Source organism: Pseudomonas sp. Pseu.R1, assembly GCF_045764065.1.
Lineage (GTDB): Bacteria > Pseudomonadota > Gammaproteobacteria > Pseudomonadales > Pseudomonadaceae > Aquipseudomonas.
In genome coordinates, this window is the sequence record NZ_JBJGEE020000001.1 from 352341 (window position 1) to 371980 (window position 19640).

At 61.4% G+C, this 19640-nt stretch carries 20 protein-coding genes and 1 pseudogene; 11 read left to right on the forward strand and 10 right to left on the reverse strand.

The window, feature by feature from the left end; translation table 11 throughout:
* Positions 1–517 precede the first annotated feature (517 nt).
* From arnB to ACI5GA_RS01725, 8 genes are read left to right on the forward strand one after another with little or no spacing between them, the layout of a single operon-like run.
* Positions 518–1669, forward strand: a complete 1152-nt coding sequence (gene arnB / locus ACI5GA_RS01690) for a UDP-4-amino-4-deoxy-L-arabinose aminotransferase (protein WP_421421362.1) — start codon at positions 518–520, stop codon at positions 1667–1669.
* Positions 1666–2673: an undecaprenyl-phosphate 4-deoxy-4-formamido-L-arabinose transferase gene (gene arnC, locus ACI5GA_RS01695; protein ID WP_404631930.1), complete on the forward strand. Its 1008-nt coding sequence runs from the start codon at positions 1666–1668 to the stop codon at positions 2671–2673. The genes arnB and arnC overlap by 4 nt, the downstream gene beginning before the upstream one ends.
* Positions 2670–4661: a bifunctional UDP-4-amino-4-deoxy-L-arabinose formyltransferase/UDP-glucuronic acid oxidase ArnA gene (arnA, locus tag ACI5GA_RS01700; protein ID WP_421421364.1), complete on the forward strand. Its 1992-nt coding sequence runs from the start codon at positions 2670–2672 to the stop codon at positions 4659–4661. The genes arnC and arnA overlap by 4 nt, the downstream gene beginning before the upstream one ends.
* On the forward strand, positions 4658–5545 hold the full coding sequence (gene arnD, locus ACI5GA_RS01705) for a 4-deoxy-4-formamido-L-arabinose-phosphoundecaprenol deformylase (protein ID WP_421421365.1): 888 nt from the start codon (positions 4658–4660) through the stop codon (positions 5543–5545). Before arnA ends, arnD begins: the two co-directional genes overlap by 4 nt.
* Positions 5542–7191, forward strand: coding sequence for a lipid IV(A) 4-amino-4-deoxy-L-arabinosyltransferase (gene arnT / locus ACI5GA_RS01710; RefSeq protein ID WP_421421367.1), 1650 nt, complete (start codon positions 5542–5544; stop codon positions 7189–7191). Before arnD ends, arnT begins: the two co-directional genes overlap by 4 nt.
* Positions 7188–7532 (forward strand): 4-amino-4-deoxy-L-arabinose-phosphoundecaprenol flippase subunit ArnE, encoded by a 345-nt coding sequence (gene arnE, locus ACI5GA_RS01715; protein ID WP_421421369.1) that lies wholly within the window; start codon positions 7188–7190, stop codon positions 7530–7532. The genes arnT and arnE overlap by 4 nt, the downstream gene beginning before the upstream one ends.
* Positions 7529–7945 (forward strand): 4-amino-4-deoxy-L-arabinose-phosphoundecaprenol flippase subunit ArnF, encoded by a 417-nt coding sequence (gene arnF, locus ACI5GA_RS01720; RefSeq protein WP_421421371.1) that lies wholly within the window; start codon positions 7529–7531, stop codon positions 7943–7945. The genes arnE and arnF overlap by 4 nt, the downstream gene beginning before the upstream one ends.
* Entirely contained in the window at positions 7942–9336 is a 1395-nt protein-coding gene (locus ACI5GA_RS01725; protein ID WP_404631940.1) for a UDP-glucose dehydrogenase family protein, read from the forward strand. Before arnF ends, ACI5GA_RS01725 begins: the two co-directional genes overlap by 4 nt.
* A gap of 166 nt (positions 9337–9502) precedes the next feature.
* Here the strand turns inward: ACI5GA_RS01725 and ACI5GA_RS01730 are convergent, their stop codons facing one another.
* Entirely contained in the window at positions 9503–10423 is a 921-nt protein-coding gene (locus ACI5GA_RS01730; protein WP_421421373.1) for a LysR substrate-binding domain-containing protein, read from the reverse strand.
* Between the two features lie 162 nt (positions 10424–10585).
* A complete protein-coding gene (locus ACI5GA_RS01735) occupies positions 10586–11098 on the reverse strand; it encodes a helix-turn-helix domain-containing protein (RefSeq protein WP_404631944.1) in 513 nt (170 codons plus the stop codon).
* Positions 11099–11355: 257 nt separating this feature from the next.
* Between ACI5GA_RS01735 and ACI5GA_RS01740 the strand changes: the two genes are divergently transcribed.
* The 3 genes and pseudogenes from ACI5GA_RS01740 (at position 11356) to ACI5GA_RS01750 (ending at position 14112) form a co-directional block, all read left to right on the forward strand.
* Positions 11356–11970 (forward strand): phosphohydrolase, encoded by a 615-nt coding sequence (locus ACI5GA_RS01740; RefSeq protein WP_421421374.1) that lies wholly within the window; start codon positions 11356–11358, stop codon positions 11968–11970.
* Positions 11971–12321: 351 nt separating this feature from the next.
* Positions 12322–13254: pseudogene (locus tag ACI5GA_RS01745) on the forward strand (cache domain-containing protein); the annotation flags it as partial.
* Between the two features lie 129 nt (positions 13255–13383).
* Positions 13384–14112 (forward strand): methyl-accepting chemotaxis protein, encoded by a 729-nt coding sequence (locus ACI5GA_RS01750; protein ID WP_421425423.1) that lies wholly within the window; start codon positions 13384–13386, stop codon positions 14110–14112.
* 61 nt (positions 14113–14173) lie between these two features.
* Here the strand turns inward: ACI5GA_RS01750 and ACI5GA_RS01755 are convergent, their stop codons facing one another.
* The 8 genes from ACI5GA_RS01755 to sctJ form a co-directional block, all read right to left on the reverse strand.
* Positions 14174–14530: a type III secretion protein HrpV gene (locus ACI5GA_RS01755; protein WP_404631948.1), complete on the reverse strand. Its 357-nt coding sequence runs from the start codon at positions 14528–14530 to the stop codon at positions 14174–14176.
* 2 nt (positions 14531–14532) lie between these two features.
* The gene (hrpT, locus tag ACI5GA_RS01760) at positions 14533–14739 is read right to left on the reverse strand and encodes an HrpT family type III secretion system protein (protein ID WP_404631950.1); all 207 of its coding nucleotides are present in this window, start codon (positions 14737–14739) and stop codon (positions 14533–14535) included.
* Positions 14736–16835 (reverse strand): type III secretion system outer membrane ring subunit SctC, encoded by a 2100-nt coding sequence (sctC, locus tag ACI5GA_RS01765; protein ID WP_421421376.1) that lies wholly within the window; start codon positions 16833–16835, stop codon positions 14736–14738. Before sctC ends, hrpT begins: the two co-directional genes overlap by 4 nt.
* Before the next feature lies 1 nt (position 16836).
* Complete coding sequence (locus ACI5GA_RS01770) at positions 16837–17268, reverse strand: type III secretion protein (RefSeq protein WP_421421378.1); 432 nt, start codon at positions 17266–17268, stop codon at positions 16837–16839.
* Positions 17255–17479, reverse strand: coding sequence for a type III secretion protein (locus ACI5GA_RS01775; RefSeq protein ID WP_404631956.1), 225 nt, complete (start codon positions 17477–17479; stop codon positions 17255–17257). Before ACI5GA_RS01775 ends, ACI5GA_RS01770 begins: the two co-directional genes overlap by 14 nt.
* Before the next feature lie 211 nt (positions 17480–17690).
* Positions 17691–18275 carry a type III secretion system stator protein SctL gene (gene sctL / locus ACI5GA_RS01780; RefSeq protein ID WP_421421380.1) on the reverse strand — a complete coding sequence of 195 codons (585 nt, stop codon included), beginning with the start codon at positions 18273–18275 and terminating at the stop codon, positions 17691–17693.
* Between the two features lie 22 nt (positions 18276–18297).
* A complete protein-coding gene (locus tag ACI5GA_RS01785) occupies positions 18298–18831 on the reverse strand; it encodes a type III secretion protein (RefSeq protein WP_421421382.1) in 534 nt (177 codons plus the stop codon).
* A complete protein-coding gene (gene sctJ, locus ACI5GA_RS01790; protein ID WP_421421384.1) occupies positions 18831–19634 on the reverse strand; it encodes a type III secretion system inner membrane ring lipoprotein SctJ in 804 nt (267 codons plus the stop codon). Before sctJ ends, ACI5GA_RS01785 begins: the two co-directional genes overlap by 1 nt.
* Positions 19635–19640: the final 6 nt, after the last annotated feature.

Genomic DNA, 19640 nt, shown 5'->3' on the forward strand with positions numbered 1-19640 from the left:
CCGCCCGCGCCCGCTCACCCGATGCCCGTCTACCGTGCGCTCCTACTTCCAGATCGCATTGGCTTCAGTTTTCGTTCAGCTTAACGGGCGTACGCTCAAACACAGAATAGAGCGAATTGTGCGACAGACAGATGTCTTAACACGATCGCAAGGTAAGCCAATCCCCTTTAAAACCGGGAGCCTCGACAAAAAAGCGAAATAATATAGACGACTTTTATGAAATTTCCATTTCACGTTTTAAATAGTTGAACGGGTCATCATAAATTCAGCCTTACGATGAAAAAACAACAGCTCGTAAACGGAATTTTCATAATTAATCTTCTATCGTTCAGACCGTAAAGTTCGAATGCAACGGATGTAAGTGTGTTAACCCATGGAGGGGCAAGTCATTTCAGTCATTACGCCTGCTCGTCAGTTACAACCTTATTCAAACAAATAACGAGTTTCCCCGCCTTATTGGGGTTAACCGTGGGCGCCCGCGCGCCTGGCTATCGATGATTTGCCGGAGGGGATATAAATGAGTCAGGACTTTCTTCCTTTTTCTCGCCCGAGCATGGGCGATGAGGAAGTCGCTGCGGCCACTCGCGTGCTGCGCTCGGGCTGGATCACCACCGGTCCCGAAGCCCTGCGTCTGGAACAACAATTCGCCGAGCGCTGCGGTGCGCAACAGGCGGTGGCGTTGTCGTCTGCCACCGGAGCGATGCACATCACGTTGCTGGCTCTGGGTATCGGCCCGGGCGATGAGGTCATCACCCCTTCCCAGACCTGGGTCTCGACCGCCAACATGATCTGCCTGTTGGGGGCGACGCCCGTGTTCGTCGATGTCGACCGCGATACGTTGATGGTCGACGCTGCGCGCATCGAACGGGCCATCACTCCCCGCACCAAAGCCATCATTCCCGTGCATTACGCCGGAGCCGCGCTGGACCTCGACCCGCTGTACGCCCTCTCCCAACGCCATGGCATCGCGCTGATCGAAGACGCCGCCCATGCGGCAGGTACGTATTACAAAGGCCGTGCGGTGGGCGCGAAAGGCACCGCCATTTTCTCGTTTCACGCGATCAAGAACATGAGCTGCGCCGAGGGCGCGATGTTTGTCACGGACGATGCCGAGCTGGCCGATCGCGTGCGGCGTCTGAAATTTCATGGCTTGGGCGTCGATGCCTACGACCGCATGACACATGGCCGCAAGCCCCAGGCCGAAGTGATCGAACCCGGCTTCAAGTACAACCTGGCCGACCTCAACGCTGCGGTGGCCCTGGTGCAACTCGAACGTCTGGAAGCCATCAATGCCCGTCGCACTGAACTGGCAAATCATTATCTGGAACGTCTGGCCGGCAGCCCGGTGCTGCCATTGGCCCAGCCGCAGTACGACCAGCAGCACGCCTGGCACTTGTTCATCCTGCGCATCGACCCCGAACGCTGCGGCCTGGATCGCGACACCTTCATGAAGGCCCTGCAAGCGAAGCACATCGGCAGCGGCATTCATTTCATCGCCACCCACCTGCACCGCTACTACCGGGAGCGTTTCCCGACAGTCAGCCTGCCCGAAACCGAATGGAACTCCTCCCGTCTGTGCTCCATTCCGCTGTTTCCGGACATGACCGTCGCCGATGTCGACCGCGTGGTCAGCGCCATTGAATCCATTGTTGTGGAAGCCCGCTCGTGAAACCGTATCCTATCCATCGCGTGTCGATCGTCATCCCGGTCTACAACGAAGAACAGAGCCTGCCTGAACTGCTGCGCCGCACCGAAGCGGCCTGCGCGCAATTGAGCGTTCCGGCGGAAATCATCCTGGTGGATGACGGCAGCCGCGACGAATCCGCCGAGATTCTGCTGCACGCCAGTCAACGCGAAGGCAGCCCGGTGGTAGCGGTCATTCTCAACCGCAACTACGGTCAGCACGCGGCAATCATGGCCGGATTCGGACAATGCAAGGGCGATCTGGTGATCACCCTCGACGCCGACCTGCAAAACCCGCCTGAAGAAATCCCGCGCCTTGTCGCCCTCGCTCAGCAAGGCTACGACGTGATCGGCACGGTGCGCGGCGACCGTCAGGATTCGGCGCTGCGTCGCTGGCCGTCGAAACTCATCAACCTGGCCGTGCAGCGCTCCACCGGTGTGGCCATGACCGACTACGGCTGCATGTTGCGCGCCTACCGGCGCAGCGTGGTCGACGCCATGCTGGCGTGCAGCGAGCGCAGCACGTTCATCCCGATTCTGGCCAACAGCTTCGCCCGTCACACTACGGAAATCGTGGTCGAGCACGCCGAGCGCGAACACGGCGAATCGAAGTACAGCGCCATGAAGCTGATCAACCTGATGTTCGACCTGATCACCTGCATGACCACCACCCCGCTGCGCCTGCTGAGCATCATTGGTTTCAGCATGGCCTTTCTGGGCATGGCCTTCGCCACGATGCTGATCGTGCTGCGCCTGATCTTCGGTGCGTCCTGGGCCGGTCACGGCACCTTCGTGCTGTTTGCCGTGCTGTTCGTGTTCACGGGCGGCCAGTTCATCGGCATGGGCCTGTTGGGTGAATACCTGGGTCGCATGTACAGCGACGTGCGCGCCCGTCCTCGCTACTTCATTGAAAAAGTCGTGCGCAGCCCCGCTACGCACGTCAGCAAAGTCGACTCTCCTTCTCCTGTATTGAATAAGGTTGCGCCATGAGCCTCAAAGCCGTTGTTTTTGCCTACCACGATATCGGTTGCGTGGGGATCGAAGCCCTGCTGAACGCAGGCTACGACATTTCGGCCGTGTTCACCCACGCCGATGATCCGAAGGAAAAGACCTTTTTCGGCTCGGTCGCTCAGTTGTGTGCTCATCACGATATTCCCGTGCATGCCCCGGAAGACGCCAACCACCCGCTGTGGATCGAGCGCATCGGCAAACTGGCTCCCGACTTCATCTTCTCGTTTTACTACCGCCACCTGCTCAGCGAAAATCTGCTGGCCTGCGCCAAAAACGGCGGTTTCAACCTGCACGGTTCACTACTGCCTCGCTACCGTGGCCGCGCCCCCGCCAACTGGGTGCTGGTCAACGGCGAAACAGAAACCGGCGTGACCTTGCACCGCATGGTCAAACGTGCTGACGCAGGCGCCATCGTCGCTCAGCAGCGCGTCGCCATCAGCGCCTCTGACACGGCGTTGAGCCTGCACGGCAAGCTGCGCAGCGCCGCTGCCGATTTGCTGTCGGAAACCCTGCCATTGTTGGGCAAAAACCAGTTGCCGGGGGTGGAGCAGGACGAATCCAAAGCCACCTGTTTCGGTCGCCGCACACCGGCAGATGGCCTGATCAACTGGCAGCAACCGGCCTCGACCTTGCACAACCTGGTGCGCGCCGTTACCCAGCCCTACCCCGGCGCTTTTTGCCCGGTGGGCGAGCACAAGCTGATCGTATGGGCCTCGAAGGTGCAATCCGGCAACAACGGCCAGACACCCGGTACGGTAATCAGTTGCGAGCCGCTGCGCATTGCCTGTGGCGAAGATTCGCTGGTGATCAGCGCCGGTCAGCGCGGCGACGAAGGTTTGTACCTGAGCGGCCCGCAACTGGCCCGCGAGTTCGGTCTGGTGGAAGGTTCGCGCCTGCTGGGCGGTGAAAAACGTCGTCCACTGCGTCGCACGCGGGTCTTGATCCTCGGCGTTAACGGGTTCATCGGTAACCACCTGTCCGAGCGTTTGTTGCAGGACGACCGCTACGAAATCTTCGGCATGGACATCGGCTCCGACGCCATCGACCGTCTGCGCAGCCACCCCAACTTCAACTTCATCGAAGGCGATATCAGCATCCACACCGAGTGGATCGAATACCACATCAAGAAATGCGACGTGGTGCTGCCGCTGGTGGCCATCGCCACACCCATCGAATACACGCGCAACCCGCTGCGGGTGTTCGAACTGGACTTCGAAGAAAACCTGAAAATCGTCCGTTACTGCGTGAAGTACAACAAGCGGGTGATCTTCCCGTCGACCTCGGAAGTCTATGGCATGTGTCAGGACCCCAGCTTCGACGAGGACACCTCGAACCTGATCGTCGGCCCGATCAACAAACAGCGCTGGATCTATTCGGTGTCCAAGCAGTTGCTGGACCGGGTGATCTGGGCCTATGGCCAGAAAGGCCTGCAATTCACCCTGTTCCGCCCGTTCAACTGGATGGGACCACGTCTGGACCGTCTGGACTCGGCGCGCATCGGCAGTTCACGGGCCATCACCCAATTGATCCTGCACCTGGTCGAAGGCACGCCGATTCGCCTGGTGGACGGCGGCGCGCAAAAACGCTGCTTCACCGACGTGGCCGATGGTATCGAAGCGTTGGCGCGGATCATCGAAAACCGCGACGAGCGCTGCAACGGCCAGATCATCAACATCGGCAACCCGGACAACGAAGCGAGCATCCGCCAACTGGGCGAAGAGCTGCTGCGTCAGTTCGAAGCTCACCCGCTGCGTAACAACTTCCCACCGTTCGCAGGTTTCCGTGAAGTCGAGAGCCAGTCGTTCTACGGTAAGGGCTATCAGGACGTCAGCCATCGCAAGCCCAGCATCGACAACGCCAGGCGGCTGATCGACTGGGCGCCGTCCATCGAGCTGAGCGAAACCATCGGCAAGACGCTGGACTTCTTCCTGCGCGAAGCCATGGCTGAAAAGGCGAACGCACATTGATTCCGGCCGGCCTGCGTATTGACGTCGACACCTATCGCGGCACCCGTGACGGCGTGCCGCGACTGCTGGATCTGCTCGACGAAGCCCAGATCAAGGCCACGTTCTTTTTCAGCGTCGGCCCGGACAACATGGGGCGCCACCTGTGGCGCCTGATCCGGCCACAGTTCTTCTGGAAAATGCTGCGTTCCAAGGCCGCGAGCCTGTATGGCTGGGACATTCTGCTGGCGGGCACGGCCTGGCCGGGCAAGCCGATCGGGCGCGACCTGGGTCCGCTGATGCGACGCGCTCAGGAGGCCGGACACGAAATCGGCCTGCATGCCTGGGACCACCATGGCTGGCAAGCCAATGCCGGACGCTGGTCGCCGACGCAACTGGGCGAACAGATTGCCCACGGCGTCGATTGCCTGACCGACATTCTGGGTCAACCGGTGACCTGTTCAGCGGCGGCCGGCTGGCGCGCCGACGAGCATGTGGTGCAAGCCAAGCAGGCTTTTGGCTTTCGCTACAACAGCGATTGCCGGGGCCAGAGCCTGTTCCGTCCGTTGCTCGCCGACGGTCAACCCGGCACGCCTCAGGTTCCCGTGGACTTGCCCACGTTCGATGAAGTGGTCGGCCCGCAACTGGAGGCCAGCGCCTTCAACGACTACCTGTTGCGGCAATTCAAACCCACAAAGCTGAACGTCTACACCGTGCATGCCGAAGTCGAAGGCATCGTCATGGCCGAACCGTTTCGCCAATTGCTCCGACAGGCCAGGCGCCAAGGCGTGGCCTTCAAACCGCTGGGTGATTTGCTGCCTGCAAGCCCGGACGCGTTGCCTATTGGGCATCTGGTGCGCGGCGCGCTACAGGGCCGTGAAGGCTGGTTGGGAGTGCAACAGCCATGACCCGAAATCAATCGCTGCTGTTGCTGATCAGCGCCTTTCTACTCGCCTATCTGCTGCCCATGGGCTTCCACGGTTTGTGGATTCCCGATGAAACCCGCTACGCGCAAATTCCTCAGGAAATGTTGCACAGCGGCAACTGGGCCGCACCGCATTTCATGGGCGTGCGCTACTTCGAAAAGCCCGCTGCCGGTTACTGGTTCATCGCCCTCTCGCAAGCGATCTTCGGCGAAAACCTGTTCGGCGTGCGCTTTGCCTCGGCACTGGCCACCGGTCTGACCGCCATGCTGGTGTACCTGATGGCCGGCAAACTGTGGAATGACCCGCGCAAAAGCTTTACCAGCACCCTGCTGTACATGAGCTTCATGTTCGTGGCCGGGCAAGGCGGCTATTCCAACCTCGATCCGCAGTTCACCTTCTGGGTCAGCCTGTCGCTCACCGCCTTCTGGCTTGCCGTGCACAGCGCGGACAAAGCACGCCTGCTGTACTGGGCTTTGCTCGGCGCCGCCTGTGCCATGGGCCTGATGACCAAGGGCTTTCTGGCGCTGGCATTACCGGTGATCGTCGCCTTGCCCTACATGCTCTGGCAAAAACGCCTGCGCGAGCTGTTTACCTTCGGCCCGCTGGCGGTGCTGACGGCGGTGCTGGTCAGCCTGCCCTGGGTGCTGACGGTGCACCTGCGCGAACCGGACTTCTGGAATTTCTTCTTCTGGCACGAGCACATCCGTCGCTTTGCCGGTGGAGACGATGCCCAGCACGCGCAGGCATGGTGGTTTTACCTGCCGCTGCTGGTGGTGTCTTGCCTGCCGTGGGCCCTGATGCTGCCGGTCACGTTCAAGCAGGCCTGGCAACAGCGACGGACCCACGAAAGTGGCTTCCTGTTGCTGTGGTTGCTGGTGCCGCTGACGTTCTTCAGCGCAGCCAGTGGCAAGCTGCCGACCTACATTTTGCCCTGCCTGATTCCGCTGGCGTTGTTGATGGGTCAAGCGTTGGTCGATCGACTGAAGGCTGGCCGAGTCTCGGCGTTGCGGATCAACGGCACGTTCAACGCAGTGTTCGGCTTAATTGCGTTGGTGGCGTTGGTGTTCATGCAAGTCAAAAAGACCGTGTATGAGCAAGAGCCGCAGCACCTGACGCTGGCCATTGTGGTGCTGTCCGTCTGGATCGTCGGCAATGCCCTGCAAGGGTTGAAACCCTTGCGCTTCTGGTTGATGCCAGCAGTGGCCGCCTGGTTTTTCGTGGCCTTGATTCCCTCGGCGTTGCCCAACAGTGTGGTGTTCAACAAGACGCCGGACCAGTTCGTCGCCCATCATCAACAAGCGCTCGCCACCAGCACTCACCTGCTCAGCAACGATCTGGGCGTCGCCGCTGCCTTGTCATGGCGGCTCAAACGCAACGATGTGGTGTTTTACAACACCTTTGGCGAGCTGAAATACGGCCTGAGCTATCCAGAAGCAGACGCCCGCACGGTAAACCTGCGACAGATCAACGACTGGATGACCCAGGCCCGGCGAACCGGTTCGGTGGCCGTGGTCATGCGCGGTGACGGCGAGGATGAACAACATGAATTGAGTTTGCTGCCCACCGACGGACAGCAATATCAGCAAGGCAATCTGTTGATTCTGATCTTCGACAGGACGCCGTCATGACGTTCGTTCTCCTGTTTTGCGCCTGTCTGCTGACCTGTCTGGGGCAAGTCGCGCAGAAGCTGACCATCGAGCAATGGGGCGGCTATTTCCCCAGCATCGCTCAGGCGCTGACCAGCGTCTGGCTGTGGCTGGCGCTTGCGTGTCTGGGCGGCGGGCTGTTGCTCTGGTTGCTGGTGCTGCAACGCATGGACGTGGGCATCGCCTATCCCATGCTGGCGCTCAATTTCGTGCTGATCACCCTGATCGGACGTTTTGGCTTCAAGGAGACGGTGGACCGTCGACACTGGCTGGGCATCGCGATGATTTTGCTGGGCGTCGCCCTGCTGGGGCGTCAGGCATGAGCGTGCAACGCGGCATAGCCCTGGCACTGGCCAGCGTGGCGCTGGTCAGTGCGGCGCAACTGGCCATGCGCTGGAGCATGCTCAGGCTGCCTCAGCCTGCGCAATGGCTGGCATCGATTGAAAACGGCAGCGTCGACGCCATGGCTTTCGCGGTGGTGCTGGCTGCCATCGCGGCGTACGGCCTGTCGATGCTCTGCTGGCTCGGCGCCCTGCGCGATCTGCCCCTGAGCCGTGCGTATTCACTGCTCAGCGTCAGCTACGCGCTGGTGTACCTGCTGGCGGCGTTTCTCCCTTTTTTCAACGAAACACTCACTGTTTCCAGAACGGTGGGTGTGACCCTGATCGTGCTCGGTGTGGTGACGATCAATTTCCGGCGTGACTGCGATCACAGCGCCAAGGAGTTTTCCCGATGAAAATCAGTGTCTTCGGTAGCGGTTATGTGGGTCTGGTGCAGGCCACGGTGCTGGCGGAAGTGGGCCACGACGTGGTGTGCATGGACATCGATCCGAAAAAGGTCGAGCAACTGAGCAAGGGCCACGTGACCATCTACGAACCGGGGCTGGAAAGCCTGGTGCGAGAAAATCTGGAGGCCGGTCGCCTGCACTTCACCACGGACGAACAACGGGCTGTGGAGCACGGCGAAGTGTTGTTCATCGCGGTCGGCACCCCTTCTCGCCCGGATGGTGCAGCGGATCTGAGCGGTTTCTTCGCCGTCGGTGAAGCCATTGCCCGGCACCGCGTGGCACCGGTGATCGTGGTCGAGAAATCCACCGTGCCGGTGGGCAGCGGGGATGCCTTGCGCAGCCATATCGAACATCACCTGCGCCAGTCGGCTCGCCTGCTGAAGTTCGATATCGTCTCCAACCCCGAATTTCTCAAAGAAGGCTCGGCGGTCAAGGATTGTCGCCGTCCGGACCGTATCGTCATCGGCTGCGGCAACCCGGACGTGTTCCCGGTGATGCGGGAACTGTATGCCCCGTTCAACCGCAACCACGACCGCATCATGTTCATGGACCTGCGCAGCGCTGAGCTGACCAAATACGCCGCCAACTGCATGTTGGCGACCAAGATCAGCTTCATCAACCAGATCGCCGAACTGGCCGAGCACCTGGGGGCTGATGTGGAGTCGGTGCGACTGGGGATCGGCGCCGATTCGCGCATCGGCTATGACTTCATCTATCCCGGTTGCGGTTATGGCGGCTCATGCTTTGGCAAGGACATCCGGGCGCTGATCCACAGCGCGCGGGAAGCCGGTTGCTCCAATGACTTGCTCAGCGTGGTGGAAGACATCAACGAGCGGCAGAAAAACAAGCTGTTCGACCGCATCAACGCGTTTTACAAGGGTGACCTTCAGGGTAAGACCTTCGCGCTGTGGGGGCTGGCGTTCAAGCCCAATACCGATGACATGCGCGATGCACCGAGCCGGGTGTTGATGGAGTCACTTTGGGCCGCAGGCGCGACCGTGCGGGCATTCGATCCGGAGGCGATGCAAGAGACCCAGCGTCTGTACGCCGAGCAGCCGAACCTGATGTTGATGGGCACACCCGAATCGGTGCTTCTGGGGGCGGATGCGCTGATCGTGTGCACCGAATGGCAACAATTCAAGGCGCCGGATTTCGATCTGATCCAGCAGCGTCTCAAGGCGCCCGTGGTGTTCGACGGCCGTAATCTGTACGACACCGAGCGCATGGCCAAACGGGGGTTCCAGTACTTCCCGATCGGTCGCGGCGACTCGTGCAACCTGCCGATTCCGCTGCAGCAATGGGCGCCTTATGAGTTGTTGGCGAATCATCACGCGGTTTGATCGAGGGTTTCAACGTTGCGCGAGTTCCCACGCTGAGCGTGGGAACGCCGCTCATGGTGCTCCACTCGTGTGAACGCCAGACTCAACAAGTCCTCAAAACCGCCACCCCCGGCAAACCGGACAGGGACAAGAATTTCAGGTGCACGCTGTCGCGTCTCCCCCTGAATCAGGGCATGGGTCGGGTTTCCTGGGACATGAACTCGTAGATCCGCGCACGCAGCCAGCGCTCGGCGGGGTCGTTGTCGTGTACGCCGCTCCAGACCATGGACAATTCTGCAGGCTCGATCGGGAACGGCGGGTCTTCGGCACGCAATGCGCAGCCTTCGACCAACGCGCAGGCAGCGTAATCCGGAACCGTGGCGATCAACTCCGTGCCGGCCAGCAGCGCGCGCAAGCCACTGAATTGCGGCACCGCCACCACCACCCTTCTCGCCCGCCCGACTTTGGCCAGATCCAGGTCAATGTTGCCGGTCAGGTCCCCCGAGAACGACACCATGGTGTGTGGCCGTTCGCAGTAGTCATCCAGCGTCAATTCGCCGGGGCGCTTGTCGCCACGCAATACCTTGACGGTGATGTCGCGCAACTTCTTGCGCTTGGCGTTGGCAGGCAACTCTGTGGTGTAACTGATGCCCACCGAAATTTCACCCGACGCGAGCAGCGACGGCATCAACAGGTAGTTGGCGCGTCGCACCACAACGATAATGCCCGGCGCCTCTTCGCGCAGACGCGTCAGCAACGGTGGAAACAAGCCAAACTCGGCGTCATCGGACAGGCCGATGCGAAAGATGTCGCAACTGGTGGCCGGGTCAAACTCCTTGGCCCGGCTCACCGCGCCAGAGATGGTGTCCAGCGCCGGTTGCAGCTCCTTGAGGATGTCCAGCGCGCGGGCGGTTGGCTCCATGGCGCGACCGTTACGCAGCAACAGCGGATCGTCGAACAGGTCACGCAGACGCGCCAGCGCCGCACTGATCGCTGGCTGGCCCATGAACAGCTTCTCGGCCACCCGCGTCAGATTGCGTTCGAACATCAGGGCTTCGAAGATCACCAGAAGGTTCATGTCGACGCGGCGCAGGTCATTGCGGTTCATGGATCGGTTCCGGGAGTGGCAAAAAGGAAGGCGCGGGATGGCCAGACAGGCTGCTTAAAACTGCGGCCAATATACCTCGACAGGCTGCCACGACAAGCCCGTAAAAAAATTGAACACTTGTGCTGCCCTGTCCAATGGCGCTGTTACAAAACGCCGGTCGCGTCAGCCCGCGCGACACACGACGGCTTGTGCCATGGAGCGGCGCCAGTTGAACGGTGTCACGCCCACCACGCGGGTGAATACCCGGGTGAAATGGGATTGGTCGGCAAACCCGCAATCCAGGCTGATCTGGGATATCGTCAGGCCCGACTCGCCCAACAGCCCCTTGGCCTTGTCCAGACGCATCTGCAAATACCAGTCGCGCGGTGACAGGCCAGTGTTCTTCTTGAACGCCCGAGAGAAGTGGCTGCGCGACAGCGAACACTCGCTGGCCACTTGAGCGATGGACAGGCCCTTGTCCATCTGACTGGACATCAACTCCTTGGCCCGGCGCTCCTGCCACGGCGACAGCGCGACCTTTTCCGTCGGGATTTCGATTTCCTGCTTCTGCTCCTCGGCGGCCAGGCGGTCAGTCAATTCACGTACCACCTGTTCGAGCAATACCTGTTCGCTGCCTGGCAGGGCACGAATGGACGCCAGCAGCGAGCGAAACAGTGACGGGTTGAATGCATTCATTCCGGGCTCTCCAGATCACGAGGGGGACGGTTCGTAAAGTCTGGTTCGGCCCTGCCTTAAAGTCCTTCTCGGGGCATTAAATGTTCTGAATGGTTAATAACGAGACAGGCCGGTGAAGCCCGGAACAGACCGTTTAAGAACATTTAAGGGATTTAAGGGGGACGCCGCCACTGCAGGCGTTTAACGTCAGGATTCCACGAGGCCCGGTGCGCTGCGAGGGATTGCCAGTGACCACCCGATACGTTGCTGGAATCCTCATGCCCGACAGCGCGATGGCCCGCGCCGCGAGCGAGCTGATGCGGGAAACGCAAACCAGGCTGATGTTCGACGCTGCGCTGCGCACCTTCGTGTTCGCCAGCCTCTTGGGGCACAGCCGCGAACTGCATTATGACCCGGAACTGCTCTACATCAGCGCCCTGTTTCTGCGCATCGGTGTCACGCCGCTGTATGGCCACTCCCAGCAACGCTTCGAGGTCGACAGCGCCGACGCAGCAGCGCAGTTTTTGCGAGGCTATGGGCGTTCCGGTGCGGACATCGCGCAGGTCTGGGACGCCATAGCTCTGCACACCACGCCTGGCATTCCCCATTACAAACCGGCCTTGACCGCCCTGCTCGCAGCGGCCGTGGAAACCGATCTGCTGGGCACCCATTGCCAGGCGTTCTGTCCGGGCGTGCTAGCCCTCGTACTCAGCGCCTTCCCTCGGGAGCCAGGGTTCAAGCTCAAATTTCTGCACACCCTGGCCACGGGGCAACTGCATCGCCCGAAAAGCACGCAAGGCACCATCAATGCCGACGTCTTGTCATTCCACGACCACCGTATCAATGCGGGGGGATTCTGCGAACGCCTGCTGATGTCAACGTGGCCTTACTGAGCGAGTGCCGTTGGCCTGTCGGCCTCTCATCGCACCTGTCTTTATCGCGGCATGCCTCAAGAAACGTCACCGCAGGCCGATACTGGCATACCATCAGACGGATTTGCCTTTCCCATCGCACTGTCCTGATCGACCTCGCCGCCGCGTTGAGGCGGCCGTTATACGTGTGATCTACAAGAACAATCAGGAGCGCCGATGAACATCAAACAAAAACTGACCTGGGCCTTTGCGGTGATTGCGTGCCTGCCGATCGTCCTCGTCGCGACGCTGGTCATTATCAATCTGCGGGACGACGCCGAGCGCGATTTTGTCGACAGTAGCGGCCGCGAGATTCGCCAGGTCGCCAACGCCATGCAACTGTTCTTCGAAGGTATCAGCCAGAACGTCGACTATCTGGCGGCCCACCCGCTGATCACCGCTGCCGGTGAAGGCGTGAAAAGCTACATGAGCGCTCAGGCGCCGGACATCGCGCAGACGGAGGTCGACAAGCAACTGTTCGACTTTTTCGCCAGTATCGCCAAAAGCCATCCGGCCTATTCCTATGTCTCTTACGGCTTGGCCAACGGTACTTACGCGTTCTGGCCGGGTGACCCGAAGATGGCCAGCTACGACCCACGCCAACGCCCGTGGTACAAGACCGCCCAGGCCAACCCCGGCAAAACCCTGCGCACCGAGGCCTATTACTGGGCAGGCGACGACGCCGTGCTGGTCAGCACCGTGCGTGCCGTCAACAACGCCTTGGGCAGTTCCGGCGGCGTGGTCAACATCGACGTCTCGTTGAAGCAGCTCACCACCCTCGTCAAGCAGATCAAGCTGGGCGAAAGCGGCTACCTGATGCTGATCGAGAACAACGGCACCGTGTTGGTCGACCCCAAACAACCGGAACACAACTTCAAAAAACTCGGTGAGCTGGGCGATGGCTTCAGCCAATTGGCCAAGGCCGGGCCGGGGCTGACCAAAGTCAGCCTCAACGGCGAACACTTCATGGCCAACGTGTTCCCGTCCGATCAACTGGGTTGGAGCTTCATCGGCCTGATCAAACAGGACGAAGTGATGAGTTCGGCGACTCACCTGACGTGGTTGATCGCTGTGATCGCCGGGGTGCTGGCGGTGATTTTCGCCCTCGTCGGCGCCAGTTTCGCGACCCTGATCGTGCGCCCGATTCGCGGCGTCGCCGATGGTCTGGAGGGCATCGCTCAAGGCGAAGGCGATCTGACCAAGAGCCTGACGATTCGCGGCAAGGATGAAACCGCGCAACTGGCCAACTGGTTCAACCAGTTTCTGGCGGCGATTCGTGGCCTGATTCAACACATCAGTCTGGCCGCAACCCGCATTCTCGACAGTTCCGCCAGCTCGACCCGTGTGTCCAACGAAATGGCCGAAGCGGCCGGGCGCCAGCGCGAGGCGGTGGACATGGTCTCCACCGCCTTCCATGAGATGGTCGCCACCGCCAACGAAGTGGCCCGTTCATGCAGCCAGGCGGCCGAATCCGCCGACAACGGCCAGCGTCAGGCCCGCGAGGGGCAGCGCCAGATCGACGATGCGGTGCACAGTGTCGATCAGTTGAGCGCCGAGATTTCCCGATCGGCCAGCGACATGTCTCAACTGGAGAAGGACAGCAACGACATCCAGTCGATTCTCGACACCATCCGCTCGATTGCCGAGCAAACCAACCTGCTGGCGCTCAACGCCGCCATCGAAGCGGCCCGCGCCGGTGAGCAGGGGCGAGGTTTTGCGGTGGTCGCCGACGAGGTACGTGCCCTGGCCAAGCGCACGGCTGACTCGACGGCCGAGATCGATGCGCTGCTGGGCAACCTGGCCAAACGCACCGCATCGGTGGCGCAGCAGATGCACGCCAGTCTCGATGTGTCGCAACAGTCCGTGGCGAAGATCGGCCAGGCCCGCAGCAGTTTCGGGCAGATCCGCGAATCGGTGGACGTGATCCGTGACATGAACACGCAGATCGCCACCGCCGCCGAAGAACAGCATCAGGTGGCCGAGGACATCAACCGCCACATCAGCCAGATCCACGGCGACGCCCAGCGCGTGGCCGAGCTGGCCGACTCGGCGCGGGGCGACTCAAGCCATCTGGCGGCGCTTTCCAATGAACTGGACGGGTTGGTGCGGCGGTTCAGGACCTGATTCAAAGGGGATCACCCTGTGGTGGCGAGTTCACCGACGCCGCCGCAGGCAAGCCAGGCTGCTACAAGTCGTTATTCAAATGCTCCAACCCCGCCAGCATCAACTCATGCTGGCGAATGCTGTCCAGACTCATCGTCGATTCCGACACGTCCGGCACCGCGTGCCAGACCACGAAATCTCTCTGCACGTCGAGAAACAGAAAGTATTCGTTGAAGATTTCCGCCTGAGCGAAGCGTCGCTCCAATGCGTCGCGTAACTGCTCGGGGCGCAGCGCCCTGCCTTCGATGTGCAAGGCGATGCCCCAATCCCGATGTTCCCGACGGCTGACGAACGCCACGCCGGTTGCCACTGGCCAGATCGCCGCCTGCTCAGCTGCGACGTGCGCGTAGAACGCCTTTTTTTCCGATACCCGAATCATGCTCAATCCTTCAGTGGCACAACGGTGAAGTCCTGTTCGTGATCACGCTCGTCGATCCCCTGGCGCATGTCGGGCGGCCACCAGATCACCAGTTCCCGGTCGTTGGAGTCCGGGCGTTTGCAGGCGTAACCGGCGCAGCCAGAATGCATCGCGCAGCCGCCCAGTGTGGCGAACAACAGCAGAAGAATAACGCAACCGCGCAGATTCATCGTGCAGCCCCCTTGAGCAGCGAAGGTCGGTTTTGTTTGGCCTTGGTCGACACCTGAGGCTGACGCAAGGCGATGTAGATTTCGCTCTCGGCACCCGGCTGCAACCAGGCATGAGGCCAGGCGCTGACGCCCATCACCCAGCGCCCGCCGCACCGGCTTTCATCGATGCGCACCGGTTTTGCGGTGGTGTTTTTCGCCACCACCACAGCGATGCCCCAATCCTTGCGCGAGAACCACTGAGAACGCTGGCGATCCAGCTCAAGCCCCACACCCGGATCGCACAGGCTGTCAGGTTCGAACGGCAAGGCTTCGCCACTGTTGAAGCCCACTGGCGCCACACCGTCTAGCAACTGTGTGAACGCATTTTGCACATCGCCACGGGTCGGCTCTTCGCCGCCATCACGGCGTTGTTTGATGCGCTTCATCTGATCATCGACGTCATGGGGGTTACTGATTTCCACGTAGCGCGACGGGTTGACCTGATCGCCGATCAGGCGCGGGGTCAGAATGAACAGCCGTTCGCGCTGATTCAGTTCGCGGGTGCGGTTCTGAAACAGCAGTTTGCCAATCACCGGGATGTCCCCCAACAGCGGGATCTTGTTCACTTTGTCGTTGGTCTCCAGCCCATGGAACCCACCGATCACCAGCGAACCGTGCTCGGCGATGACGGCCTGGGTGCTGACATTGCCCTTGCGCACCGCAGGCTGATCTTCATTGATGTTCGAGGTGTCGATCTGGCCGTCTTCGATGTCGACGATCAGTTGCACCTGGGAGCTGTTGCCCTTCTCCAGCGAGCGCGGGATGACCTGCAAACTGGTGCCCGCCGTGATCGGCTGGATATCGGCGACCCGCTCGGAGGTGGCGGTCAGGTATTCGGTGCGACTGAAATCAATCACCGCAGGCTGGTTTTCCAGGGTCAGAATCGACGGGTTGCCAATCACCGAGGCCGCACCATTGCCCTCCAGGGCGTGCAGGTCGGCGGCGAACTTGCCCGCGTCCTGAATGAACAGCGTCGAACTGGTGCCCTGAGAGAACAGGTTGGCACCGCCGCTGACGCTGCCCGCGTTGAAATTCCAGCGGCTGGACAGCTCGGCCAGTTCGTTGCGGTCGATGTCGAGGATGACCGCGTCGATCTCGATCAGGTTACGCGGGGTGTCCAGTTCCTTGACCAGTTTCTGGTACATGGCCTTGCGTTTGGGCAGGTCGTAGATCAAAACGGCGTTGTTGCGCACGTCTGCACTGACGCGGATTCTGGAACGACCTCCCGACGCGCCGGAGCTGCTGCCCCGTTTGCCACTGCTGCCCAGCACCCGATCCAGCCCCTGTTCCAGCGCATTGGTGTCAAAACCGCCGCTTTCGAGACCGCCATAATTCAGCCCGGCACCGTTGTTCGCTGACAGGCCGTTGGCGCCACCCTGCCCTTGCAGCAGATTCACGCCATTGATGGACTCGCCACGGGACCGGCTCTCCAGCAGTTCCTGAAGAATGCTTGCAACGCCCGCCACCGTCAGTTGCTGATCGCGATAACGAATGGTGCGGTCGGCGGCGTTGGCGTACTTCAGCGGCAGGACCACGATGTCCTGCTTCTCGGCTTTTTCCGGCGCCTCGACCTTCTTGCTGTAGTTGCGCACGAAATCGACGTACTTGGCCGGGCCGCGCACCAGCACCACGCCTTCATCGGGCAAGGCGCCCCAGCCGAAACGCTTGTCCAGCAGACCGACATCGGAGAGCGCCTGCTGCAAGTCATCCACCGCTTCAGGGGAGACTTCGATGCGCGCGGAGGTCTGCTCGCTGGTGGGGCTGATGTAAAGGGTTTCGTTGTACACGAACCACTGGAAATGGTGCTCCTGCCCCAGCCGGTCGAGGAATTCCTGCGGGTTCTGGGCGCGGATACGCCCATCGAGGGTGCCCTGAATCGGCGCCATGTCCAGGCCAATGCCGAACTCTTTGGCAAAATCCTTGAGCGCGGTGGCCAGGTCGGTCTGCCGCGCATCGTAGGCGTACGCGGTGTGTTTCCAGGCGTCGGGCACCGCCGCCAGCGTGGGCGCTGCGACCCCGATCATCAGCAAAGGCAACCACATTAAGGCCTTGCGCATTTCACACTCCTGGTTGCCAGGTATTGAAGGTGGCGCGAGGCGACGACAGAGCCGTGGCGTGGCGCATGGAGGTTTGCATCAGGCTCAGCATGGCTGCACGCTGGTTGGCCAGTTGTTCCAGCCGGTTGAGCAGATCAGCGGGACCGCAGGGATCGGCCAGCCAAGTGAGCAGGACGACGCAACGGCTGTCCGGGTCGATGGCCAGCGCGCCTGCGCAATCGCAAGCCACACTGGCGCCGCCTTGCGCCAGCAGCGCGTCGAGGCGTTGCGGGTCGCTGCCGTCGTAGGGGTCCAGCAGGTCCAGACTGATGCGCACGCCGTTGCCGAACACGGCCAGTCTCGCGTTGGCGTCGTCGATCCAGCAGTCCAGTGGCGCGAGCGGACGCTGCTCACACCACTGGGCGAGGATCGCCGTGAACTCACTGAATTCCATCGATGATCGCTTTGGTGATGCCGTGTTTGGCGCGCAACCCTTCATTGAGGATCATGTTGGCGACGTTGGTTTGTTGCGACGCATCGTTGAACGCCTGAAGGTCTTCCATGGTGCCGCTTTCCGACGCGGTTTCGGCGGCGTCTTCCATGTCGTTCTGGGCGCGACTGTAAGCGTGGTCGAGGTGGTTTTGCAGGGATTTGAAACTGATCATTGCGGACAACTCCGATGTAAGGGTTCATGCCCTGAGTGGGAGCGGCGCGGGATCTGGTTCCCTGCGCAATCACAAAAACGTGGCGAGGTCACGCCAGGAATGTCCGTAGCAGCATGGCTTGCCTGCGGTGGCGTGTGGCATCGCTGCCGCCAACAAGGCAGACGCTAGAGAGGGTGACGCCAGCTATCGACACCATCGGGAAGCCGGTCGGCTACAGGTTTGTGGCATCCGTGCCCAGCAACCCACGGCGCAACGACGCCCACTCGATATCGAACGCGCCGTTGTCATCACTCAGGCGCAGCGCTTCGGGGGGCATCAGCGGGTCGCCTTTGAGTTGCCAGTGCTCGGAAAACCGACTGTCCGTGAGCCAGTCCGCCAGGGCGTCGAGCCTGTCGGGATGAGCACTGAGGGTGGCGCTCACGGCGTAACGCTGGCTGTCCGCGAGATGACGGACCAGGGCGCGGGTGCGTTCGGCCAGCGTCGTTTCGTCCAGCAGGCGCGCCAGTGTCTGGTTGAGCAGCTCTTCCACCGCCGCCATGGATTCGCGCTGCAAGGTCTGGCGTTGCTGCTCGAGATCCTGAAGCACCGCATTGGCGTCCATCCAGAATTGCGCCAGTGCCTGATCCCGCTCTCGCTGCGCTTGCTCCCTGGCATCGGCGAGGATCTGCTGCGCGTCGAGATGGGCGTTGCGCAACACTTCGCAAGCGCGTTGCAGGTCGACCAAGTCATCTCGGCGCAGAAGGGGTTCGGCCAGGACGGCGGAGGACGCCAGAGAAAGGCTGCGTTTGGCGAGCATGTCGGATTCCTTTCAAGGGGTTTCAAGCGTTCGTGACACGCCAGAGCACGGCGTGCCAGAGGGTGTGTAATTTGTTCGCGGGCAGGTCGATGACCGACGCTGACAAGACGTCCGGTGCCCAGCTCAGCCGCAGACGGGACCAGCACGCCTCCCCGGCCCACGCCGCCAAAAGCCCGCGGGGGTCGCTCAGCCCAGAATCGAGCCAGGCACCGGGACGCAACGCCTTGGCAATCGCGCGGCACCAGCTTTCGTGGGTGGTGTTCTCCTCATCCTGCAAAGGCCATCCCAGGCAAGTGCTCGCCACCAGACGCAGCGCCAAGGCCTGCTGCCCGGCGCTCAACGACAGCCATTGCACGATGCCGTCCACCGGCTCGGGGGGTTGACTGGGCGTGATGCCCACCTCGGACAGAAACGCCGCGTGCCGCCCCCGCAACAGCTGTTCTGCGCCCATTGCAGGCCATCCACACGCCCGAGCCAGCGGCTCGATCCAGCCCGGATGTGCCCCTTGCCAGGGCGCGCACCACCACTGAATCCAGCGCGCGTTGACCGTGTCCATCAGGCGCGCACCGGCAGGCTCGAACGCTCTCCTCGTTGCAGTCCGATGCGTTGCAGCAACGCATTACGCCAGTCGCTGCGCAGCGCCAGGATCAGCAACAGGATCAACAGCACTCCTGCCGCGGGCGATGCCCAAAGCACGCCTTTCCAGAACCCGAGGTTATCGCTGTCCACCAGAAACGGGCCGAAATGAACCAGCCGTTCGGTGTCCTGAAATTCCGCTGCGGGCACAAACACGATGGCGAATTTTTTCGAGTCCAGTGGCTCACCGGACATACCGGGAATGCTGCTGGCGATCATCTGCTGAATCCGTCCGCGCACGCTGTCCGGGTCCAGCGCCGAGGTGTGTTTGATGAACACCGCCGCCGACGCAGGCTGCACCGGCTCCCCCGGCGCAATGCGCTCGGGCAGCACCACATGCACCCGTGCGACAATCACCCCATCGATCTGCGACAGCGTGGCTTCCAGCTCCTGAGACAACGCGTAGATGTAGCGGGCGCGCTCCTCCAGTGGCGTCGAAATCACGCCCTCTTTCTTGAAAATCTCGCCCAGGCTGGTGCGTGAGCGCCGGGGTAAGCCAGCGGCATCCAGCACCCGCACGGCGCGGTTGATGTCGGCGGTGGCGACGGAAATCACCACCCCGGTCTTTTCCACGCGCTTGCGCGCGTCGATGTGTTGATCGGCCAGGCTGGCGATCACGTCGTTGGAGTCCTGCTCGGACAGACCACTGAACAGATCGGTCTCGTCGCTGCACCCACTGAGCAGCAACATCAGGCACATCAGCGCTGCGGTCAGATATCTCACGGCAGA